This is a genomic window from Tistrella mobilis (genome assembly GCF_039634785.1).
Classification (GTDB): domain Bacteria; phylum Pseudomonadota; class Alphaproteobacteria; order Tistrellales; family Tistrellaceae; genus Tistrella; species Tistrella mobilis.
This window is the reverse complement of the sequence record NZ_JBBIAB010000034.1, coordinates 12,823-34,462: the sequence shown is the minus strand read 5'-3', so window position 1 is coordinate 34,462 and position 21,640 is coordinate 12,823. Positions and strand designations below refer to the sequence as shown.

22 protein-coding genes and 1 pseudogene are annotated in these 21,640 nt (G+C 65.7%); 9 read left to right on the top strand and 14 right to left on the bottom strand.

The features are described 5' to 3' along the window. Nucleotides 1–130 precede the first annotated feature (130 nt). Nucleotides 131–273, top strand: a pseudogene (locus WI697_RS25965) (IS630 family transposase); the annotation flags it as partial. On the opposite strand, the gene WI697_RS25960 reads toward WI697_RS25965, so the two are convergent. Further along, entirely contained in the window at nt 261–569 is a 309-nt protein-coding gene (locus tag WI697_RS25960; protein ID WP_345960487.1) for an RAMP superfamily CRISPR-associated protein, read from the bottom strand. The pseudogene WI697_RS25965 and the gene WI697_RS25960 sit on opposite strands and share 13 nt — an antisense overlap. A gap of 245 nt (nt 570–814) precedes the next feature. Here WI697_RS25960 and glpD point away from each other — a divergent pair, with 245 nt between their 5' ends. From glpD to WI697_RS25925, 7 genes are all read left to right on the top strand, one after another. After that, a complete protein-coding gene (gene glpD / locus WI697_RS25955; protein ID WP_323755084.1) occupies nt 815–2,356 on the top strand; it encodes a glycerol-3-phosphate dehydrogenase in 1,542 nt (513 codons plus the stop codon). A gap of 63 nt (nt 2,357–2,419) precedes the next feature. Then, nucleotides 2,420–3,511: an ABC transporter ATP-binding protein gene (locus WI697_RS25950; RefSeq protein ID WP_296713296.1), complete on the top strand. Its 1,092-nt coding sequence runs from the start codon at nt 2,420–2,422 to the stop codon at nt 3,509–3,511. A 19-nt stretch (nt 3,512–3,530) separates the two neighbouring features. Further along, nucleotides 3,531–4,601, top strand: a complete 1,071-nt coding sequence (locus WI697_RS25945; protein ID WP_062764237.1) for an ABC transporter ATP-binding protein — start codon at nt 3,531–3,533, stop codon at nt 4,599–4,601. Between the two features lie 4 nt (nt 4,602–4,605). Next, on the top strand, nt 4,606–5,472 hold the full coding sequence (locus WI697_RS25940; protein ID WP_014752862.1) for a carbohydrate ABC transporter permease: 867 nt from the start codon (nt 4,606–4,608) through the stop codon (nt 5,470–5,472). A 1-nt stretch (nt 5,473) separates the two neighbouring features. Beyond that, nucleotides 5,474–6,355: a carbohydrate ABC transporter permease gene (locus WI697_RS25935; RefSeq protein WP_345960486.1), complete on the top strand. Its 882-nt coding sequence runs from the start codon at nt 5,474–5,476 to the stop codon at nt 6,353–6,355. A 14-nt stretch (nt 6,356–6,369) separates the two neighbouring features. Next, nucleotides 6,370–6,657: a DUF2160 domain-containing protein gene (locus WI697_RS25930; protein ID WP_062764239.1), complete on the top strand. Its 288-nt coding sequence runs from the start codon at nt 6,370–6,372 to the stop codon at nt 6,655–6,657. Between the two features lie 111 nt (nt 6,658–6,768). Next, the gene (locus tag WI697_RS25925; protein WP_062764241.1) at nt 6,769–8,508 is read left to right on the top strand and encodes an ABC transporter substrate-binding protein; all 1,740 of its coding nucleotides are present in this window, start codon (nt 6,769–6,771) and stop codon (nt 8,506–8,508) included. A 153-nt stretch (nt 8,509–8,661) separates the two neighbouring features. On the opposite strand, the gene WI697_RS25920 is transcribed toward WI697_RS25925, so the two are convergent. The 11 genes from WI697_RS25920 to WI697_RS25870 all read right to left on the bottom strand — a co-directional run bounded on the left by WI697_RS25920 (nt 8,662) and on the right by WI697_RS25870 (nt 18,913). After that, nucleotides 8,662–9,669: a TRAP transporter substrate-binding protein gene (locus WI697_RS25920; protein WP_345960485.1), complete on the bottom strand. Its 1,008-nt coding sequence runs from the start codon at nt 9,667–9,669 to the stop codon at nt 8,662–8,664. A 34-nt stretch (nt 9,670–9,703) separates the two neighbouring features. After that, a complete protein-coding gene (locus tag WI697_RS25915) occupies nt 9,704–10,972 on the bottom strand; it encodes a TRAP transporter large permease (protein ID WP_345960484.1) in 1,269 nt (422 codons plus the stop codon). Between the two features lies 1 nt (nt 10,973). Next, nucleotides 10,974–11,603 (bottom strand): TRAP transporter small permease, encoded by a 630-nt coding sequence (locus WI697_RS25910; protein WP_345960483.1) that lies wholly within the window; start codon nt 11,601–11,603, stop codon nt 10,974–10,976. Nucleotides 11,604–11,673: 70 nt separating this feature from the next. Further along, nucleotides 11,674–12,675, bottom strand: coding sequence for a 4-hydroxyproline epimerase (locus WI697_RS25905; protein WP_345960482.1), 1,002 nt, complete (start codon nt 12,673–12,675; stop codon nt 11,674–11,676). 13 nt (nt 12,676–12,688) lie between these two features. Then, complete coding sequence (locus WI697_RS25900) at nt 12,689–13,930, bottom strand: NAD(P)/FAD-dependent oxidoreductase (protein WP_345960481.1); 1,242 nt, start codon at nt 13,928–13,930, stop codon at nt 12,689–12,691. Further along, a complete protein-coding gene (locus WI697_RS25895; RefSeq protein ID WP_062764253.1) occupies nt 13,930–14,652 on the bottom strand; it encodes an amino acid ABC transporter ATP-binding protein in 723 nt (240 codons plus the stop codon). Before WI697_RS25895 ends, WI697_RS25900 begins: the two co-directional genes overlap by 1 nt. Further along, nucleotides 14,645–15,298 carry an amino acid ABC transporter permease gene (locus tag WI697_RS25890; protein WP_062764255.1) on the bottom strand — a complete coding sequence of 218 codons (654 nt, stop codon included), beginning with the start codon at nt 15,296–15,298 and terminating at the stop codon, nt 14,645–14,647. Before WI697_RS25890 ends, WI697_RS25895 begins: the two co-directional genes overlap by 8 nt. Nucleotides 15,299–15,309: 11 nt before the next feature. After that, on the bottom strand, nt 15,310–15,975 hold the full coding sequence (locus WI697_RS25885) for an amino acid ABC transporter permease (RefSeq protein ID WP_062764257.1): 666 nt from the start codon (nt 15,973–15,975) through the stop codon (nt 15,310–15,312). Between the two features lie 88 nt (nt 15,976–16,063). Beyond that, nucleotides 16,064–16,840, bottom strand: coding sequence for an ABC transporter substrate-binding protein (locus WI697_RS25880; protein WP_062764359.1), 777 nt, complete (start codon nt 16,838–16,840; stop codon nt 16,064–16,066). 287 nt (nt 16,841–17,127) lie between these two features. Then, nucleotides 17,128–18,090, bottom strand: coding sequence for a dihydrodipicolinate synthase family protein (locus WI697_RS25875; RefSeq protein ID WP_345960480.1), 963 nt, complete (start codon nt 18,088–18,090; stop codon nt 17,128–17,130). Nucleotides 18,091–18,208: 118 nt separating this feature from the next. Continuing rightward, nucleotides 18,209–18,913 carry a GntR family transcriptional regulator gene (locus WI697_RS25870; RefSeq protein ID WP_345960479.1) on the bottom strand — a complete coding sequence of 235 codons (705 nt, stop codon included), beginning with the start codon at nt 18,911–18,913 and terminating at the stop codon, nt 18,209–18,211. Between the two features lie 208 nt (nt 18,914–19,121). On the opposite strand from WI697_RS25870, the gene WI697_RS25865 reads away from it, so the two are divergent. Then, nucleotides 19,122–19,946, top strand: coding sequence for a HugZ family pyridoxamine 5'-phosphate oxidase (locus WI697_RS25865; protein ID WP_345960478.1), 825 nt, complete (start codon nt 19,122–19,124; stop codon nt 19,944–19,946). 12 nt (nt 19,947–19,958) lie between these two features. On the opposite strand, the gene WI697_RS25860 is transcribed toward WI697_RS25865, so the two are convergent. Both WI697_RS25860 and WI697_RS25855 read right to left on the bottom strand, forming a co-directional pair. Further along, nucleotides 19,959–20,639 (bottom strand): DNA-3-methyladenine glycosylase I, encoded by a 681-nt coding sequence (locus WI697_RS25860; RefSeq protein ID WP_345960477.1) that lies wholly within the window; start codon nt 20,637–20,639, stop codon nt 19,959–19,961. Between the two features lie 27 nt (nt 20,640–20,666). Beyond that, a complete protein-coding gene (locus WI697_RS25855) occupies nt 20,667–21,611 on the bottom strand; it encodes a LysR substrate-binding domain-containing protein (RefSeq protein ID WP_345960476.1) in 945 nt (314 codons plus the stop codon). Nucleotides 21,612–21,640: the final 29 nt, after the last annotated feature.

The window sequence follows — 21,640 nt, the reverse complement described above, 5'->3', positions numbered from 1 at the left end:
CCGTCATAATCAGGGCGAAGGGGGATCGGTGCTGCCATGGGGATCGCTCCGGCTGTTTGCCAGAGTGACTCACAATCCGCGGGTCTTGGGAATCCCCTATCGTGAGTCGGGGTCAGCGCTCATTGGTATTATGCGTGGCAACTGGCTGTCCAACCGCATCTTCGAATCCTACGACCAGATCATCGCCTGTGCTGCCATGTCTGGAACAAGCTCATCAGCCAGCCATGGAAGATCATGTCCATCGGGTTGAGGTGCTGGGCTCATGGGTTCTGATTATTGCAGATTGGTATTACTCTCAACAGAAACGCCCCCTGCCCCCGCCCGCCGGCGCCGTTCCGGCCCTCATCCGCCGCCGCGCCGAACAGGATGTCTTCCTGCTCTTTCAGCGCCTGAGGCGTGCGCACGCCGCGTCCCCAGGCGAGCGCGCGCCACCAGAAGCGCAGCGCGGCCTTGATTTCGGTCGGGCGGATTTCGGCCGGGCCCTTGTCGCCCTCCTGGCCCGAGAACATCGGCGCCGAGAGTTCGAAACGGGCAGTGATGACGTCGGACGGTCTGAAGGCGGCTGACATGGACGACTTTCCCGCGAAACGGTCATGTCCGGGCGGCTCTCGCCCGAAAATGACGTGACATATGCCGGATGGTTGCATGGGTTTGCGCGCCTGTCATCACTAACGCGCATATCGCACCGACCTGCACACGCGGCCGGCGCGCCGCGAGTTTCGTTTGACATTCGTATTACCTTCACATTACGCTTCACAGACTTTCGAGCGGCACAGAGAATGCTGCGTTGCGAAAGCCTGGGGAGGGAAGACGGGTGACGGGCGATCCGGTCCATGACATTTTCGTCATCGGCGGCGGCATAAACGGCTGCGGCATCGCGCGTGATGCTGCCGGGCGCGGGTATTCGGTCGCGCTGGCCGAGATGAACGATCTCGCCTCGGGCACCTCTTCCGGCTCCACCAAGCTGATCCATGGCGGCCTGCGCTATCTGGAACATTATGAATTCCGGCTGGTGCGCGAGGCGCTGATGGAGCGCGAGGTGCTGTGGCGCAATGCCCCGCACATCATCTGGCCGATGCGCTTCGTGCTGCCCCATCACAAGGGGCTGAGACCGCGCTGGCTGCTGCGGCTGGGCCTGTTCCTCTACGATCACATCGGCGGCCGCAAGCAGCTGCCGGCCACGCGCACGCTGGATCTTCGGAACGATCCGGCCGCGAAACCGCTGAAGCCGCTGTTCCGAACCGCTTTCGAATATTCCGACTGCTGGGTGAATGATGCCCGGCTGGTGGTGCTGAACGCCATGGATGCCGCTGCCCGCGGCGTGGAGCTGATGGTCCGCACCCGGGTGACCTCGGCGCGGCGCGAGGGTGAGCTTTGGGCGGTGACGGTGCAGAGCGTCGACCACCCCGACGTCACCCGCAGCTTCCGGGCGCGCATGCTGATCAATGCCGCCGGCCCCTGGGTCGATCAGGTGCTGCAGGGCACGCTGGCCCGCAACGACGTCCGCAATGTCCGCCTGGTTCAGGGCAGCCACATCGTGGTGCGGGCGAAGTTCAACGATCCGCGCGCCTTCTTCTTCCAGAATTCCGACGGCCGGATCATCTTCGCCATCCCCTATGAAGACGACTTCACCCTGATCGGCACCACCGACCAGGATTTCAAGGGTGACCCGAAGGACATCCGGATCACCGAAGGCGAGATCGACTATCTGTGTGCCGCGGCCAGCGAGTATTTCGCCGAGCCGGTGCGGCGCGAGGACATCGTCTGGACCTATTCCGGCGTGCGGCCGCTTTATGACGACGGTGCGTCGAAGGCGCAGGAAGCCACGCGCGACTATGTGCTGAAGGTGGAGCACGGGCCGGACGCGCCCGGCAACGGCGCGCCGATGCTGAACGTCTTCGGCGGCAAGATCACCACCTATCGGCGCCTGGCCGAGGCGGCGCTGGAGAAGATCGAGGCGGAGCTGGGCGCCCGCGGCCCGGCATGGACCGCCACCGCCACCCTGCCCGGCGGCGACTTCCCCGCCACCGGTTTCGAGTCAGAGGTCGCCCGGCTGCGTGCCGAATACGGCTTCCTGGACGACGGTTTTGGCCGCAGACTGGTGAGGCTGTATGGCACACGGGCGCGGATGATCCTTGGATCCGCGCGAAGCAAGGCGGATCTGGGGCGCGATTTCGGTGCGGATCTGACCGAAAGCGAAATCCGCTATCTGGTGACCCACGAATGGGCGCGGACGGCCGACGATGTTCTGTGGCGGCGCACCAAGCGCGGCCTGCATCTGTCGGAAGACCAGCGGGCAGCCGTGGACGACTTCATGCACAGCCTGCCCGTCACCGGCATTGCCGCCGCAGAATGACGACCCGAGCCCGGACCCACATCGTCCCGAAAGCGAGCCGACCGCGAGACATGGAACACCGCGATGCTTGAACTCAAAGGCGTTTCCAAACAGGTGGGCGACGAGACCCACATCGGCGAGGCCACGCTTACACTGGAGCGCGGTACGCTGAACGTGCTTCTCGGCCCCACCCTCTCGGGCAAGACCACGCTGATGCGGCTGATGGCCGGGCTGGACCGCCCGACCCGCGGCACGCTCTGGTTCGACGGCCGCGACGTGACCGGCGTGCCCGTGCAGAAGCGCAACATCGCGATGGTCTACCAGCAGTTCATCAACTATCCGATGATGACGGTCTATGACAACATCGCCTCGCCGATGCGTCTGGCCGGTGCCGATCGCGCGACCATCGACCGCGAGGTCCGCCAGGCCGCCGAGCTGCTGAAGCTGACCCCCTATCTGGACCGCCAGCCGCTGAACCTGTCGGGCGGCCAGCAGCAGCGCACGGCGCTGGCCCGCGCGATCGTGAAGAAGGCGGGGCTGGTGCTGCTGGACGAGCCGCTGGCCAATCTGGACTACAAGCTGCGCGAGGAGTTGCGCACCGAACTGCCCAAGATCTTCCAGGAATCGGGCGCGATCTTCGTCTATGCGACCACCGAACCCTCGGAAGCGCTGCTGCTGGGCGGCAATACGGCCACCCTGCACGAGGGCCGCATCACCCAGTTCGGCCCGACGATCGAGGTGTTCCGCAACCCCGCCGACCTGATCACCGCCACCACCTTCTCGGACCCGCCGCTGAACACGCTGGCGCTGACCAAGGCTGGCGCGGTCTTCCGCCTGGCCGACGGCCAGACGCTGGCGGTGCCGGGCGACATGACCCGGCTGCCCGACGGCAGCTATACCGCGGGCTTCCGGCCGCATCACCTGACGGTGACCCCGGGGGGCAGCGGCGCGGTTCACTTCGCCGCCCGCGCCTTCGTAACCGAGTTCAACGGGTCGGAGAGCTTCGTGCATGTCGATTTCGCCGGGGAACGCTGGGTGATGATCGCCCCCGGCATCCATGATCACGATATCGGCGAGACGCTGGACGTGTATCTGGAACCCCGTCACCTGATGTTCTTCGACGCCACGGGCCGCGCGGTGCAGCTTGCCGCCGCCACCCGGGCGCAAGCGGTCTGAGCCGGGGAGGACGGAACACATGGCCCTGATCGACCTAGACCATATCCGCCATTCCTATGGCCCGGCGCCCAAGTCGGACGATGATTACGCGCTGAAGGAAGTGCACCACCGCTGGGATGACGGCGGCGCCTATGCGCTGCTCGGCCCGTCGGGCTGCGGCAAGACCACGCTGCTCAACATCATCTCAGGGCTCTTGCGCCCGTCGGAAGGCCGGATCCTGTTCGACGGCCGCGACGTCACCGGGCTTTCGACCGAGGAACGCAACATCGCCCAGGTGTTCCAGTTCCCCGTGGTCTACGACACCATGACGGTCTACGACAACCTCGCCTTCCCGCTGCGCAATCGCGGCGTGCCCGAACGGGAGGTCGATGCCCGGGTCCGCGAGATCCTGGAGATGATCGACCTGGCCGACCGGGCGAAGAAGAAGGCGCGCGGCCTGACCGCCGACCTGAAGCAGAAAATCTCGCTGGGCCGCGGCCTGGTGCGCAACGACGTCAGCGCCATCCTGTTCGACGAACCGCTGACCGTGATCGACCCGCATATGAAGTGGATGCTGCGCACCCAGCTGAAGCAGCTGCACAAGCGCTTCGGCCACACCATGATCTACGTCACCCACGACCAGACCGAGGCGCTGACCTTCGCCGACAAGGTGGTGGTGATGTATCAGGGCCAGATCGTGCAGATCGGCACGCCGGACGAGCTGTTCGAGCGCCCGGCCCATACTTTTGTGGGCTATTTCATCGGATCGCCCGGCATGAACGTGCTGCCGGTGACCCTGGATGGGGCGACGGCACGACTTGGCACGCATGCGATCGGCATCGGCGCCGCACCGGCGACGAAGCCGGGTGCGAAGCTGGAGCTGGGCGTGCGGCCGGAATTCGTCCGCCTGGGTCGCACGGGCCTGCCCGCGACCATCACCAAGGTCGAGGATATCGGCCGCCACCGCATCGTGCATGCCGATCTGGCCGGGCACGAGATCGCGGCGGTGGTGCCGGAAGACGATGAGATCCCGGCCGAGGCGCGGATCACCTTCGACCCGCGCGGCATCAACCTCTATGCCGACGCCTGGCGCGTCGACACGGGAGCCTGAGCCCATGGAAAAGACCTGGAACAACAAGGCCTGGTTCATGGTGCTGCCGGTGCTGGTGCTGGTGGCCTTCTCGGCGGTGATCCCGCTGATGACCGTGGTCAATTATTCGGTGCAGGACACGTTCGGCAACAACCAGTTCTTCTGGGCCGGCACCGAATGGTTCAAGGACATCCTGCAGTCGCCGCGCTTCTGGGATTCGATGTTCCGGAACCTCGGCTTTTCGCTGCTGATCCTGGCGATCGAGGTGCCGCTCGGCATCCTGATCGCGCTCAACATGCCCAAGAAGGGCTGGGGCGTGCCGTTCTGCCTGGTCACCATGGCCCTGCCGCTGCTGGTGCCGTGGAACGTGGTCGGCACCATCTGGCAGGTCTTCGGCCGCGGCGATATCGGCCTTCTGGGCCATACGCTGGAATCGCTCGGCATCCCCTACAACTATGTGCAGGATCCGCTGTCGGCCTGGATCACCGTGGTGGTGATGGATGTCTGGCACTGGACCAGCCTGGTGGTGCTGCTGTGCTATGCCGGCCTGGTCTCGATCCCCGACGCCTATTACCAGGCGGCCAAGATCGACGGGGCCTCGCGCTGGGCGGTGTTCAAATACATCCAGCTGCCCAAGATGCATCGCGTGCTGCTGATCGCCGTGCTGCTGCGCTTCATGGACAGCTTCATGATCTACACCGAACCCTTCGTCGTGACCGGCGGCGGCCCGGGCAATTCGACGACCTTCATGTCGATCGACCTGGTGAAGATGGCGATCGGGCAGTTCGACCTCGGCCCCGCGGCGGCGATGTCGCTGGTCTACTTCCTGATCATCCTGCTGCTGTCGTGGGTGTTCTACACCGTCATGACCAATTACGACGCGAGGACGTGACATGACGACCACCGCCATGCCCGCCACCCGCACCGATACGCATGACGAGCAGCTGGCCCGCCGCATGCGCCAGCGGGGCAGGAAGTCCCGCTGGTCCTGGCTGGTGCCGGCGCTCTACATCCTGTTCCTGATGCTGCCGCTCTACTGGCTCGTCAATATGAGCTTCAAGACCAACGAGGAAATCGTCTCGGGTCTGACGCTCTGGCCCGCCGAGCCGACGCTTCGGAACTATGAGATCATCTTTACCGATCCGTCCTGGTATTCGGGTTACATCAACTCGATCACCTATGTCGTCATCAACATGGTGGTCTCGGTGGCGGTGGCGCTGCCGGCAGCCTATGCCTTCTCGCGCTACCGGTTCCTGGGCGACAAGCATCTGTTCTTCTGGCTGCTGACCAACCGCATGGCGCCGCCGGCGGTGTTCGCCCTGCCCTTCTTCCAGCTCTATTCGGCCTTCGGGCTGATCGACACCCATATCGCGGTCGCGCTGGCACACTGCCTGTTCAACGTGCCGCTGGCGGTGTGGATCCTGGAAGGCTTCATGTCGGGCGTGCCCAAAGAGATCGACGAGACCGCCTATATCGACGGCTATTCCTTCCCGCGCTTCTTCGGGAAGATCTTCCTGCCGCTCATCTCCAGCGGCATCGGCGTGGCGGCCTTCTTCTGCTTCATGTTCTCGTGGGTGGAACTGCTGCTGGCCCGCACGCTGACCACCGTCGACGCCAAGCCGATCGCGGCGACCATGACCCGGACCGTCTCGGCCTCGGGCATGGACTGGGGCCTGCTCGCCGCCGCCGGCGTGCTGACGCTGATCCCCGGTGCGCTCGTGATCTGGTTCGTCCGCAACTACATCGCCAAGGGCTTTGCCCTGGGCCGCGTCTGAGGGAGGCCGCACCGATGTCGTTCGACTTCTCGTGGATGGCCTGGACCTGGCCCACGGTCATCTTCTTCGTCGTCATCGCCTGTCTGCTGCTGGGCATGGGGGTCTGGGAATACGCCCGTCCCGGCGGGGCGCCGAAGGTCGGCCTGCTGCGCTTCGAAACCACGCGCGGCGACCGCCTGTTCATCTCGCTGCTGGGCAGCGCCTTCATCCATCTGGGCTGGCTGGGGCTTGTGGATGCCAGCCTGTGGTGGGCGACGGGGCTGTCGGTGATCTACGCATTCCTTGTGTTCCGCTTCGTGTGACCCCACTGCCCGGGGCCCTGCGCGGCGGGTGACTGAAGACCAATCGAGGCTTGCTTCGAACGACGGATGCCCCGTGCCGGCATCCGCGGCTGATCAAGAGGGAGGTAGCTTATGCGGAAGCATCTGATGGCATCCACGGCAGCGCTGGCGCTGCTGCTGGCTGCCGGCCAGGCCTGGGCCGGGATGGAGGAGGCGAAGAGCTTCCTCGACAAGGAGATCGGCGACCAGTCGGTCCTGTCGCGCGCCGACCAGGAAAAGGAGATGCAGTGGTTCATCGATGCCGCGAAGCCGTTCGCCGGCATGGAGATCAAGGTCGTCTCGGAGACGATCACCACCCATGAATATGAAAGCAAGGTGCTGGCGCCGGCCTTCACGGCCATCACCGGCATCAAGCTGACCCACGACCTGATCCAGGAAGGTGACGTCGTCGAGAAGATTCAGACCCAGATGCAGACGGGTCAGAACCTCTACGACGCCTGGGTCAACGACTCGGATCTGATCGGCACCCACTGGCGCTACAAGCAGGTCCGCAACCTGACCGACTGGATGGCGGGCGAAGGCAAGGACGTCACCAACCCGAACCTCGACATCGACGACTTCATGGGCAAGTCGTTCACCACCGCCCCGGACGGCAAGCTCTATCAGCTGCCCGACCAGCAGTTCGCGAACCTTTACTGGTTCCGCTACGACTGGTTCAGCGACCCTGCGATCAAGGCCGAATTCAAGCAGAAGTACGGCTACGATCTGGGCGTGCCGGTCAACTGGTCGGCCTATGAGGACATTGCCGAGTTCTTCACCGGCCGCGAGATCGACGGCCGCAAGGTCTATGGCCACATGGACTACGGCAAGAAGGACCCGTCGCTCGGCTGGCGCTTCACCGACGCCTGGCTGTCGATGGCCGGCAATGGCGACAAAGGCCTGCCCAACGGCATTCCGGTCGACGAATGGGGCATCCGCGTCAACGAGAAGAGCCAGCCGGTCGGCTCCTGCGTTGCCCGCGGCGGCGACACCAACGGCCCGGCGGCCGTCTACTCCATCCAGAAGTATCTGGACTGGATGAAGGCCTATGCCCCGCCGGAGGCCCAGGGCATGACCTTCTCGGAATCGGGCCCGGTTCCGGCCCAGGGTCACATCGCCCAGCAGATCTTCTGGTACACCGCCTTCACCGCCGACATGGTGAAGAAGGGCCTGCCGGTGGTGAACGAGGACGGCACGCCCAAGTGGCGCATGGCCCCCTCGCCGCACGGCGTGTACTGGAAGGAAGGCATGAAGCTCGGCTATCAGGACACCGGCTCCTGGACGCTGATGACCTCTACCCCCACCGACCGCGCCAAGGCCGCCTGGCTCTATGCGCAGTTCGTGACGTCGAAGACCGTGGACGTGAAGAAGAGCCATGTCGGCCTGACCTTCATCCGCGACTCGTCGGTCCGCCACGAGAGCTTCACCAAGCGCGCCCCGGAACTGGGCGGCCTGGTCGAGTTCTACCGCTCGCCGGCCCGGGTGCAGTGGACGCCGACCGGCACCAACGTGCCCGACTATCCGAAGCTGGCCCAGCTGTGGTGGCAGGCGATCGGCGATGCGTCCTCGGGCGCCAAGACCGCGCAGGCTGCCATGGATTCGCTCTGCGCCGAGCAGGAGAAGGTCATGAGCCGGCTGGAGCGCGCCGGCGTGCAGGGTGAGTTCGGCCCCAAGCTGAACCCCGAACATGACCTCGCCTACTGGAACGAGCAGGCGAAGAAGAACGGCACCATCGCGCCGCAGCTGAAGATCGAGAACGAGAAGGAAAAGCCCCAGACGGTCGATTACGACCAGCTGGTGAAGAGCTGGGCGGACGCCAACGCGAAGCAGTGATGCGCGCGTGACCGCCGGACCGATACATCGCCTTCGGGGGAAGGGGGTGTGACGGAGAGGGGGCCATCCGGAAGGGTGGCCCCCTTTATTTTCAGGCGGATGCCCTGTTTATTTTGTGGCGGATGCGCTGGGCCGATGGCTGGGGCCGGCGCCTCAGAGCGTGGCGCCGAGCGCGCGCAGATCGGCCAGAACCGGGGCCTTCGGCAGCCAGATCTGGTCGTATTCGGCAATGACCTTGCCGGCATCCGCGACCTGGACGTCCTTCACCGTGATGACCTTCCGGAACTCTTCGAGCAGCCGCGCCTCGTTGGCGACGGTGGCATCGATCTGGGCGTCGAGCGCCTCGCGCGTCAGCCGGGTGACGAGCTCGCGGTCGGAAGCCGGCACATCCTTCCAGACCCGGCCGGAGGCAAGCGCGACACAGGGCATGAAGATGGCGTTCATCTTCAGCATGGTCTTCGACACCTTGTCGAAGCGCTGATTCCACGAGAAATCGAGATCGGCCTCAAGCCCGTCCACCTGGCCGTTGGACATCGCATCAAACACCTGCGGCGTCGGGATCGGCGTCGGCGCGGCGCCGAGCAGCTGATAGAAATCGCGATAGGCTGGGGTGGTGTTGATCCTCAGCTTCATGCCCTTCAGATCGTCGAGCCCGCCGATTTCCCTGGCCGAGAACACGACACGCATGGTGGTGATGCCCCAGGCCAGCCCCAGCGTGCCGGTCTCCCTCGGCAGGACGTCGAGCATCTTCATCACCAGGGGATCGCGCACCAGCTTCGCCACCTTGGCGGTGGAATCAACGATATAGGGCGCGTTGATCGCGGCGATCGACGGGATGCGGGAGCCGAGTTCCGCCGTCATGATCCAGCCGAAATCGAGCGAACCGGCCTGCATCTGCTGCAACATCACCGCTTCCGTGCCCAGCTGATTTGCGGGGAAGACGGCAAGATCCAGCCGGCCCTTCGTTTCGGCCTTCAGCATCTCCCCGACCTTCAGGGCCGCATTGTTCCACGGATGGCCGGGCGGCGTCGTGATGCCGAGACGGAAGGTCTTCGTCTCCTGCGCCCGCAGGATGTTGGGCGCCGCCAGCGTGCCGAGGGAGGCCGCACCGGCAGCCGCAAGCGTCGTGTTACGGAGGAATGTCCTGCGCGAGATCGTCATGGGTCTGTCCTCTGGAGGCATGATGGGGCGGCGGCTACTTGACGAAGGCGGTGGAGATGGCGGGGAAGATCGACAGCAGGATCAGCAGGCTGCAGGCCGCGAAGAAGAAGGGCAGTGTCACGACGAACATCCGGCCGGGCTTCGCCCCCGTGACTGCCGAGGCGACGAAGAAGCTGAGACCGACGGGCGGGGACAGGAAACCCAGCACGAGATTGATGACGACGACCACGCCGAAATGGACCGGATCGATGCCATAGATCCCGGTCGCGATCGGCAGAAGGATCGGCACCGTCATGATCAGCCCCGGCGCGCCGTCGATGACCGTGCCGATGACCAGCAGGATGACGTTGACGAGCAGCATGAAGGTGATCGGGTCGGTGGCGATCGTCTGCACCCATGCCGCCACGCGCTGCGGCACCATGCCGTAGACGAGCACCCACGAGAAAACCGCAGCCGCAGCGACCAGCATCAGCACGACCGCCGAATAGATGCCGGCACGCAGCAGCATCCGCGGCAGCTGAGCGACGGAGAGTTCGCCGATCCAGAACCGCCCGACCAGGATCGCCGCGACCGCGCCGACGGCCGCCGCTTCGGTCGGATTGGCGATGCCGGACAGGATCGACCCCACGATGACGATGGGGATCGAGAGCGTCGGCAAGGCGCCGAGGATGATCCGCAGCCGCGCGCGGACCGTGAGACGCTCGCCTCTCGGATAGTCGTAGACGAACCAGCCCATGCCGGCGATGACGGTGCAGAAGATGATGGTCAGCAGAATGCCCGGCACCATGCCGGCCGCCAGCATGTCGCCCACCGGCACCTGCGCCAGAACCGAATAGACCACGAACATGATCGACGGCGGAATGATCGGCCCGAGCATGCCGGCATAGGCGGTCAGCCCCGCGGCGAAGGTCTTGTCATAGCCGGTCTTTTCCATCTCCGGCACCATCATCTGCGCCATGATGGCGACCTGGGCCGTGGCCGAGCCCAGGATCGAGGAGACGAACATGTTGGCGATCAGGTTCACATAGGCGAGGCCGCCCTTCATCGCCCCGATCATCGCCATCGTCATGTTGATGATGCGTCGCGTGATCCCGCCGCCATTCATCACCTCGCCGATGAAGACGAACAGCGGGATCGAAATCAGACCGTAATTGTCGACGCCCCCGAAGAGCTGTGCGGGAAAGGTCTGAAACAGCAGCGTGTCGCCGCTGGCCCAGATATAGACGGCGGCGGCAATGCACAGGCACAGCCCGATGGGAACGCCGACGAGCATGACGAGAAGAAAGGCCGCGGATGTGATCATCTCAATTGACCCCTTCCGCCGAGCCGAAGCCGGGGTGCAGTCTCTTCGGCGACAGCCCGATTTCCTCCACGATATTGGCCAGCGTATGGAGGGTCATGGTCACGGAGAAGATCGGAATAACCAGGCTGATCAGCCATACCGGCCATTCGAGCGTCTGGGTGTATTCGGTGTAGAGGAAATTGAAGCTGTCGCCGGCATAGCTCCGCGCATCGAAACCGGCCGCGGCAATACCCGGCGGATCCATCCAGTTCCAGCACATGACCGCGAGGCCGAGCGAAAACAGGCAGGCGATGACATGGGCGAGCGCCTTCAGCCGTGTCGCATTCGCCGCCGACAGCCTGTCGCTGACCAGGGTCATGGCGAAATCGAGCCGCAGCCGGGTCAGGGCCGACCCGCCGAGGAAGGTCAGCCAGACCATTGCATAGACCGCAGCCTCGTCGACCCAGTAGAGCGACGATCCCGCATAGCGGGTGCCGACGTTCAGAAGGATCAGCCCGAGAAGCAATGCCATCAGCATCGCGACCAGCACCTTCTCAACCACGAGCACGCCTTCCGAGGCAGCCACGATCGCCCGGACGACGGCGGAGCGCACAGGCGGGCGCGCCCCGGCCCTGGATGCGGGTTTCACCATCAGTCAGCTTCCCTGTTGTCAGGCCGAGAGATTCATCCTCGATCGCAGACGCATCCCTGCCCCCTCCCCGTCATCTGACGACGAAGCCATGGGCGAAGGGGTCGCGGTCGTCGATGAAGATCGTGTTGATGCCGGTCATGCGCGCCCAGCCGGCGATCGAGGGGATGATGGCATCACGCCCGGCAACCGTGGCCGCCGCTTCCACCCGGCCGTTGAACAGCGAGCCGATGATCGATTCATGGACGAAATCGTCGCCGACCTTCAGCCTGCCCTTCGCGACGAGCTGGGCCATCCGCGCCGATGTGCCGGTGCCGCAGGGCGACCGGTCGATGGCCTTCTCGCCATAGAAGACGGCGTTGCGCGCATGGGCCCCCGGCTGCGTCGGCGCCCCCGTCCACAGGATGTGGCTGAGGCCGCGGATCTCGGCATGTTCGGGATGGACGACGTCGTACTTCTCGTTGAGCGCGGCCCTGAGCTTCGGGCTCCAGCCGATCAGCTCTCCGGCGGTGTGATCGGCGATGTCGCGGAAGGCCTTCTGCGGCTCGACGATGGCGTAGAAATTGCCGCCATAGGCAATGTCGACCACCACCTCGCCCAGCCCCTCGACCTCTGCCGTCAGGCCTTCGGCATGGAGGAAGGCCGGGACATTGGTCAGCCGCACCTCTTCGACGAAACGCCCCTCCTGCCGGTAGGTGATGTCGACCTTGCCGGCCGGGGCATCGATCGACAGCCGGCCCGGCGCCCGCGGCGTGATCAGGCCGTTCTCGACACCCATGGTGATGGTGCCGATCGTCCCATGGCCACACATGGGCAGGCAGCCCGAGGTTTCGATGAACAGCACCGCGACATCGCAATCCGGCCGGGTCGGCGGGTAGAGGATCGCGCCCGACATCATGTCGTGGCCGCGCGGCTCGTACATCAGCCCGGTGCGGATCCAGTCGTAGTCCCTGACGAAATGCGCCCGCTTTTCAAGCATGGTCGCCCCTTCGAGGCGCGGGCCGCCGCCCGAGACCAGGCGGACCGGGTTGCCGCAGGTATGCCCGTCGATGCACGAGAATGTGAAGCAGGCCATGGCGTTCACTCTGTCAGAAGCGGTGGGGCGAAAAGGGCGAGAGATCGATCGGCGGTGGTTCGTCGGTCAGCAGGTCGGCGACCAGCCGGGCGGTCCCGGCCGATTGGGTGAGGCCGAGATGGCCGTGGCCGAAGGCATAGATCACGCGCGGTTCGCTGCCGGCCCTGCCGATCGCCGGCAGGCTGTCGGGCAAGGACGGCCGGAAGCCCATCCATTCGACGCCCCCTTGTGCGACGAGCCCGGGGAGAAAGGCCTGCGCCTTGCCGAGCATGGCCCGCGAGCGCCGGTAATCGGGCGGCAGATCCAGCCCGCCGAGTTCGACCGCACCGCCGACGCGGATGCCGGTGGACAGGCGGCTGATCACGAACCCATGCCCGCCGAAGGTGATCTGGGTTCTGAGATCGAAGGCGCCGGGCGGCAGGGTGGTGTTGTAGCCGCGCTCGGTTTCAAGCGGGATAACATCGCCGAGGGTGCGGGCGATGCGGTGCGAGAAGGCGCCGGCGGCAAGCACCACCCGGGCCGCGCGCCGCGACACCCCGTCGGCCGTGACGATCCCGACACCCGCCGCCTCGGGCCGGAGTGCGGTGACCTCGGCCCGCTCGATCCGGCCGCCCCGCTCCTTAAGATGATCGGCAAGCGCCAGGGTGTAGAGCCTGGGATCGGCGATGGAGTACCAGCCGGGGGTGAAGGTTCCGTGGGTGAAGCGCGACGAGAGCCCCGGCTGGAGCGCCGCCATCCCCGCCGCATCCAGATGATGGAAGTCGATGCCATGGCGTTCGCGTGCCGCCCAGCCGGACAGTGCTGCCTCGAACTCCGCGCGGCTTTCATAGACCTGGAGGTTGCCGTCCTTGCGCAACATGCTGCGCGTGCCGGTCTGTTGCAGGAAGGGTTCCAGCTCGGCCCGGGACAGATCCATCAGGGCCGCCTGCGCATCGGTGGCGGCGGCGACGCGGGCGGGCGCGCAGGCCCGCCAGAAACGGTACATCCAGGGCGCGATCTTGAGCGCGTAGGCCGGCGGCACCGACAGCGGCCCGAGCGGATCGAGCAGCCATCCGGGCGCCTTGCGCAGAATGCCGGGCGAGGCGAGCGGCAGAATGTCGGTGAAGGCGAAGGCGCCGGCATTGCCGGCCGAGGCACCGGCCGCCGGCCCCTCGCGATCGAGCACCGTGACCGGAAAACCCCGCGCCTGAACGGCAATCGCCGCCGAGAGGCCGATCACCCCCGCCCCGATGACGACGACCTCCGGCCCGGTCATCAGCGCACACTCCCCAGAAAGGCCTGGGTTTCGGGCTGCCGGGGCGCGCCGAAGATCTGATCGGGGGGGCCGATCTCCGCCATCACCCCCTGATGGAAGAAGGCGACCCGATCCGAGACGTCGCGCGCAAACCCCATCTCGTGGGTGACGCAGATCATCGTCATCCCCTCTTCGGCCAGCATCTTGAGCGTGTCGAGCACCTCGCCGACCAGCATGGGATCGAGCGCCGAGGTCACCTCGTCGAACAGCATGTATTCGGGCGACATGGCCAGCGCGCGGGCAATGGCCATGCGCTGCTGCTGCCCGCCGGACATGCGGTTCGGATAGACCGACAGCTTTTCCCCAAGCCCGACATGGGTGAGCTGCCGGACCGCGATCTCTTCGGCCTGCTGCCGGGACAGGCCCAGAACCTTGCGCGGCGCCAGCATCACATTCTCCAGCACCGTCAGATGCGGGAAAGCGTTCCATTGCTGGAAGACGATCCCGACCTTGCGGCGCAGCCGGTTCAGATCCGTCGACCGGTCATGAACCCGGGTGCCGTCGATGCGGATCACGCCCGCATTGATCGGCTCCAGACCATTGATGCAGGCGAGAAGGGTGGATTTGCCCGAGCCCGACCCCCCGATGATCGTCACCACCTCGCCCTTGTCGACGGTGAGGTCGATGCCCTTCAGCACCTCCAGACTGCCGAAGGACTTCCGGACGTTTTCAATCTCAATCATAGGGGGACCACCGTCTTTCGAGATAGCCGCCGAGCCGGGCAATCGGGAAGCTTATGATGAAGTAGATGACGCCGCAGATCAGCAGGATGAACAGCGGTTCCTGCAGGCGGGTCACCAGGATCTGCGAGGCGCGCAGCAGTTCGATCAGGCCAAGCCACAGCACCAGCGCCGAATCCTTCATGACGCCGAGCGTGAGCCCGATCCAGGCCGGGATCGACACCCGCACCGCCAGCGGCGCCACGATGTGGCGCATATCCTGCCACCAGGTCATCCCCAGCGACCGGCTGGCGCGGCGGGTGGTGACGGGCACGGCCGCGATGCCGCCGCGGACGATTTCGGTACAATAGGCGGCGGTATAGAGCGACAGCACCACGCAGGAGGTGGTAAACGGCGGCCAGCCCAGCTTTGCGATCGACTGCAGGGCATTGCCCAGCACCAGCTGGATCAGCAGCGGCACCGACCGGAAGATGTCGAGAAAGACCGTCAGCGGCAGGGACCAGACCGGTCCGGCCTGAAAGCGGATCACGCCGAAGACGATCCCCATCACCGTACCCGCGGCCACGGAGACGGCGGTCACGGCCAGGGTCATCAGGGCCCCCTGGCCGAGGAAGGCCAGATCGTTCCAGGTCAGGGCGGTATCGAACATCTCCGGCCCTCCTAGTAGCGGAACAGGCGCCAGGCGAGCGCCCGCGCGGCCAGGGTCACGAGTTTGGCGATCAGGTAGTAGATCACCGCGGCGATGGCGAAGAATTCGAAGGTCCGGAAGGATCGCGCGTTCAGATCCTGGGTCACACCGGCCAGATCGGTGTTCATCCCGACCGTGACGCCCAGCGAGGTCATCAGGATCGCCCAGATCATCTGATTGGTCGCAGGCAGATAGCCGATGCGCAGCATCTGCGGCAGCACGATGAAGCGGAAGGTCTGCAGCCGGGTCATGCCCAGGGAACGGCCGGTGCGCGTCTGGGTGTCGGGGATCGCCTTCAGCGCGCCGCGGAAATTCTCGGCCAGATAGCCCGCATTGTTGAAGGCGATGCCGGCCAGAAGCGCTGCATAGGGGCTGAGATGGATGCCGAAATTGCCCAGGCCGAAATGCGCCATATAGATCTGAAACAGCGCCGGCGTGTTGCGGGCAATCTCCACCCAGACCGCCGCCACCGCCGACAGCGACCGGTTGCCCGACAGGCGAAAGGCCGTCAGCGCGATGGCACAGACCAGACCGATCGCCATCGACAGCACGGCGATCTGAAGGGTGACCAGCGCGCCGTCGAGCATCTGTGGCAGCGCTTTAAGCGCTTGATTCCAGTGGAAAGTATAGTTGAACATCCCCGTCTCCCGGACCCGAGGCAGGTCACATTCCTGACGGAAGCCGTGGCGCCGGCATCTGCCGGCCGCCACGGCCGGGCCGGGTCAATCAGCGATAGACGCTGCCGACGGTGAGATCCGGCGCCTTGCCGCCCACCCATTTTTCGTAGAGGTCGGCATAGCGGCCGGTGCGGACCTGCTGATTGATGAACAGGTTCAGGTAGTTGATCAGGCCGTATTCCTCGCGGTTGGTGAACAGCGCGACGTAATCGGTGTCGAAGGGCGCGCTGCCGACCACCGACAGCCCGGCAAACTTGCCCGATTTCACATTCGCCTGTGCCACCGTGGAGGTGGAAACCGTGGCGTCGATCTGGCCCTGGGCCAGCGCCAGGAAAACATCGGCCTGGGTCTGATAGGGCCGGAAGGATCCTTCCCCCCAGGCCTTCACCTGGTTCTCAAGCGCGATCGCCTCGTAGGTGCCGGCGGTGGCGCCCACCACCTTGCCCTTCATGCCGTCATAGGACGTCACGCCCGATTTTTCGTTCGCGGTGACCACCATCTCGAAGGCGAAATAGGGAATGGTCATGCCCACGGTCTTCGCCCGTTCCAGCGTATCCGAGGTCGAGGCGACGCCGACATCGACACGGCCCGACATCAGGGCCGGAATCCGCTCAGGAAACGGCGTCTCGACGATCTCGGCGGTCACGCCCAGCGCCTTCGCCAGATCGTTGCAATAGTCGACGTCGAAGCCGATCGGCGTGTTGTTCGCATCGCGCGAACCCATCGGCGGGAAGTCCAGCACCACCGCACAGCGCAGCGTGCCCGAGCCGATGATGTCGTCCAGCTTGTCCGCATGCGCCGTGCCCCCCAGGACGGTAGCGGCCATCAGTCCGACAGCGAAAATTGAAGCCTTGTTCACTGTTGTCTCCCATCAGCAGTGATCCTCGCCGGCGAAGGCCCCTCCCACGCCGAACGGCGAAAACCCCCTATTCAGGATACAAGAAAAATACAAAAAATATATAAGCTTCGAGAAAAAATCCGGCTGGCAGAACAGGCACTTGTGCCGCATCACCGGACAGGCTGCACCTGCGCGCGGACCTGGCGACGATGGCGACGGGTCCATAAAAAAGGCCCTCCGGAGGGAGGGCCGTTTGCAGGCCTGACGGTTCTGCCTTACGCCTTGTATGTCTGCACGGCCCCCGGAAGCCGGCTCCACGCCGCATACCAGGTGTCGAACAGTTTCAGCTGGGTGGTGACGTAGCCGCGCTGGCTTTCGGTGAGTTCGTCGGTTTCGTTGAAATGCAGCGCGTATTCGCCGTCGCCCTTCAGGACCATCATGTACTTGAAATACAGAACGAGATCCGGCCCCGCATCGAAGGACGAGAGCACGCCCAGCGCCGATTCCAGTTCCAGCGCGCGCTGTCGGGCATCGGCATCGCCCTGGGCGGCGGCCTGGGCAAGGTTGCTGAGGTGCAGCACTTCCTTCGGCAGCACACAGCCGATGCCGGTGATGGCACCGGTGGCACCGCAATTCACGAAGCCATGGAACACGCAGGTATCGACGCCGATCATCAGGGAGACGTCGTCGTCGCAGCTGGTGATGTTCTCGGCCGCATAGCGCATGTCGTCGGGGCCGCCGAATTCCTTGAAGCCGACGAGATTGGGATGTTCGGCACGCAGGGCGAAGAACAGATCGGCACGCGTGGCGAAGCCGTAATAGGGGCTGTTATAGATCACCGCCGGCAGATCCGGTGCCGCGGACAGAATGGCCTTGAAATGGTTCCGCTGCGCCGCGACGACCGTGCCGCGCGACAGCACGCGGGGAATGACCATCAGCCCCTGCGCGCCCACCTTCTGCGCATGGGCGGCGTGTGCAACCGCAGAGGCCGTGTTGACGGCGCCGGTGCCGGCGATCACCGGAATCCCGGCCGCGACCAGGCGCTCGACACCTTCCATGCGCTGTGCATCGGTCAGCAGCGGCCAGTCGCCCATGGAACCGCAATAGACCACCGCCGACATGCCGGCATCGATCAGCTGCCGGGCCTTGCGGACCAGCGCATCGAAATCCGGGGTCCGGTCGGGCTTGCAGGGGGTCATCAGGGCGGGGATCACACCGGAGAAAATCGTCGCCTTCACCTTCGTTTCCTTCCAGCCGTTCGATCGGCAGTCCGCCGGCAGGACGCAGCTGTCCTCCCCCTCTGCCATGGTCATGATGGCAGTTTGCATTTTTGTTGTCGACAACGAAAATGCAAACTCAGAGCGGGATGTCGAGCCCGCCATTGCGGGTGAACAGCTTCTGCACCTGGGCCACGATCTGCTCGGCATGAGCCTTGCCCAGCTGGTCGGCCCGCTCCACGTCGCGCGCTTCGATCGTGGCGATCATCCCGGCATGTTCATCCACGAAGCGCTGGGGAAACTGCTCCTCATAGGACCGGTAATAAAGCCGCAGGATGCGCCGCCCCTCGCTCAGCAGCCTTATGAAAAGGCTGGTGAAATAGGGGTTGCGGCCGGCCTCGGCGATGGCGGCGTGGAAGGCGGCGTTGGTTGCGATCATCGCCAGCGCGTCGCGCGCCTCGACGGCGGCGGCATAATCCTGGTGATGACGGCGGATGACCGGCAGATCTTCCGGCCGATGGTTCTGCGCGGCCAGCCGCGTGGTGACCCGGTACATCAGCACCAGGGCATCGAAGAAGGTGCTGAGGTTGAGAAAATCGATGTTCGACACCATGGTCGATCGGTTGGGCAGCGTCTCGATCAACCCCTCGCCGGCAAGGCGGACCAGCGCCTCGCGGATCGGCGTGCGCGACATCTTGAACCGCTCGGCCAGCTGCGCCTCGTCGATCGTGCTGCCCGGTGCCAGTTTCAGATCGAGAATTTCATCGCGCAGAAGGTCGTACACCATCTTGACGCCAGAGCCGCGCCGGCGTTCGGGCAGTGCAGTGGGCTTCGGATCGGCCATCGATCTTCCTCGTACTGGCACATAAGAGACGGCCGCGAGGGGCCTGTTTTCGGGATTGGATGCTACGGTACGGCCCCGCGGCTGGAAAGGCCGGGTGGCGGAAAAGATGCGGGCGGCGCTGCACGACTCCTCAATTGCGATTGACTTGCATTCTCATAATAGGAAGCCCATCCTTCGGCTGCGCGACCGCCAGCCCGGAGAGACCGCCATGACCACGCCCGCCCCCTCTGTCGACACGCCGACCCACGGCGCCCCCGTCATCACCCCGCGCGGCCGGGAGCTGCGCCTGGATGCCGCCCTGCCCTTCGATGCCGAAGATCACGGCCGACGGCTGCTGCGCACCGCGCGGTTCGGCACCCTGTCGACGCTCGACCCGGAAAGCGGCTATCCCTATGGCGCGGCCACCAATCTGGCGACCGATCACGACGGCAGCCCGGTCTTCATCATGGCCGGGCTGGCGCTGCATGCCCGCAATCTGGCGGCCGATCCGCGCGCGTCGCTGACCCTGATCGAGCCGGGGCTTGCCGATGTGCTGGCGGGGGTGCGGATGACCATCGTCGGACGGGTGGTGCAGGTGACCGACCAGGCCCGGCTGGAGGCCGTCCGCCGGCGCTATCTCGCCCGGCATCCGAAGACGAAGCTCTATATGACCCTGCCGGATATCGGCCTCTACCGGCTGGAGATGGCGGATCTGCGCGTGGCCGGCGGGCCGCGGCGCAATGCCGGCGAGCCGCAGGTCGCGCATTTCCTGACCGATCTTTCCGGCGCCGAGGCCCTGCTCGCCGCCGAGGCCGACGAGGTCGAGCGGCTGAACGGCCCCTGGGGCGAGGACCTGCCCGGGCGCCTGGCCCGGCTGCATGGCGGCGGCGATGCCGGGCGCTGGCGCGCGGCGGGTCTCGACCCCGAGGGCATCGACCTCACCTCGCCCCAAAGCGATCTGCGCATCCGCTTCCCCCGCCGGGTGACCGACCCCCAGGCGATGCGATCGGCGCTGGCGGCGCTGGTCCGGCCGGCGATCGTCGGCGGTAAATGAAGCGTCGGGAGATCAGCCCACCGACAACGCCAGAATGCGGCTGATCCGGGTGAGATCGAAGCCGGTTTCCGCCTGCCAGCGGTCCAGGGCGGCCTGGACCGCGGCGAAATCCTTTGCCGATGACGGGGCTTTCGACACCACATCCGCCGTGATCAGTGCCTTGACCACGTCATCGGAGCAGATGAGCGAGGGCACGCCCATGCGGCGCAGCAGCAGCTGACCGGTCTTGCCGCCCAGACGGTCGCCGCGCGTCTTCAGCTCGCGCACCAGCTCCATATAGCGCCCGGCCGGGAAGGTCAGGATCCAGGCCGCGACCGAGCCATGGCTGCGGGCGACGTCGGAGAAGAAGGCGGCATTGCCGCCGACCGCGCGCAGCTTGGCGGCATTGCGCACGATGCCCGGCGCGGCCATCAGCCGGTCCAGATCGTCATCCGACATCAGCGACCAGCGGGCGGGATCGAAGCCCTCGAAGGCCGCCTCGAAATCCGGCCAGCGGCGATCGATCGCCGCCCAGTCGAAACCGGCCTGGAAGATCACCCGGGTGGCCTCGGCCAGGAAGCGGTCGTCGAGCACCGCGCGCAGCTCTTCGGCCGTGCGCGCCGTCCAGGGCGCGGCGGCAAGGCGGGCCTCCAACCCCTCGGGCCCGCCATGATGGCGGGCGGTCCGGTCCAGGATCGCGGCGAAGGATGTCATGATGTCTCCCCCCGGTGACGGTCGTCGTCATGCCGCCCGATCATGCACCACATCGAGGCCCAGCGTCTCGATGATCCGGTCGCGCAGCCAGGCCGCCGCCGGGTCGCGATCCAGCCGCACCGGCCAGACCATGCGCACCGGCGGGAAGACCAGATCCAGCGGCACCGGAGAGACGGTCAGGCCCAGCGGCGGGGCGAAGCGCCGGGCGACGCGGGTGGAGATGGTGGCGATCACCGGCGCCTCGACCGCGGCCGACAGCACGGTCAGGAAATCCGGCGCCGCCATCACCACGTCGAGATCGGTGCGGATCCGCTCCAGCGCCTCGTGCACGCAGCCATGCAGGCTCTCGCTTTGCGAGACGACGGCATGGCGGCCGGCCAGATAGGCGTCCAGCCCGACCGGCACATCCAGCGCCAGGCGCTGCGGGTTGAAGCAGCACGACACGCCGGCCGGGAAGAGATCCAGCCCGCGATGCCGGCTGGCCGGTTCCAGCGAGCAGCCGACCGCAAGATCGATCACGCCGGTGTCGATCATCGTCTCGACCTGCGTGGACGGCGCCATGCGCGCATGCAGGCGGATGCCCGGCGCCTCGGTCGCCAGACGCGCGGTGAGCGCGGGCAGAAGCAGCAGTTCCAGCTCGCTCGACATGCCCAGGCGGAAGATGCGGCGTTCGGTTTCGGGGCGGAAGCTTTCCCGCGCCCCCAGCGCCGCCTGGGCCTGCATCAGCGCCGTGCGCACCGGGCCGGCCACGGCGACGGCACGTGCGGTGGGCTGCATCGCCTGGCCCACCCGCACGAACAGCTCGTCATCCAGCAGCATGCGCAGGGTCGACAGCGCATGGCTCATCGCCGGCTGGCCGATCTTCAGCCGCCGGGCCGCCCGGGTGACGCTGCCCTCTTCCATCAGGGCGTCGAAGGCGACCAGAAGGTTGAGGTCGAAGGCGCGCAGATTGAAATGATCGATAGTCTCCATGATCCGCATCGATTTGATTGCTGACCTGA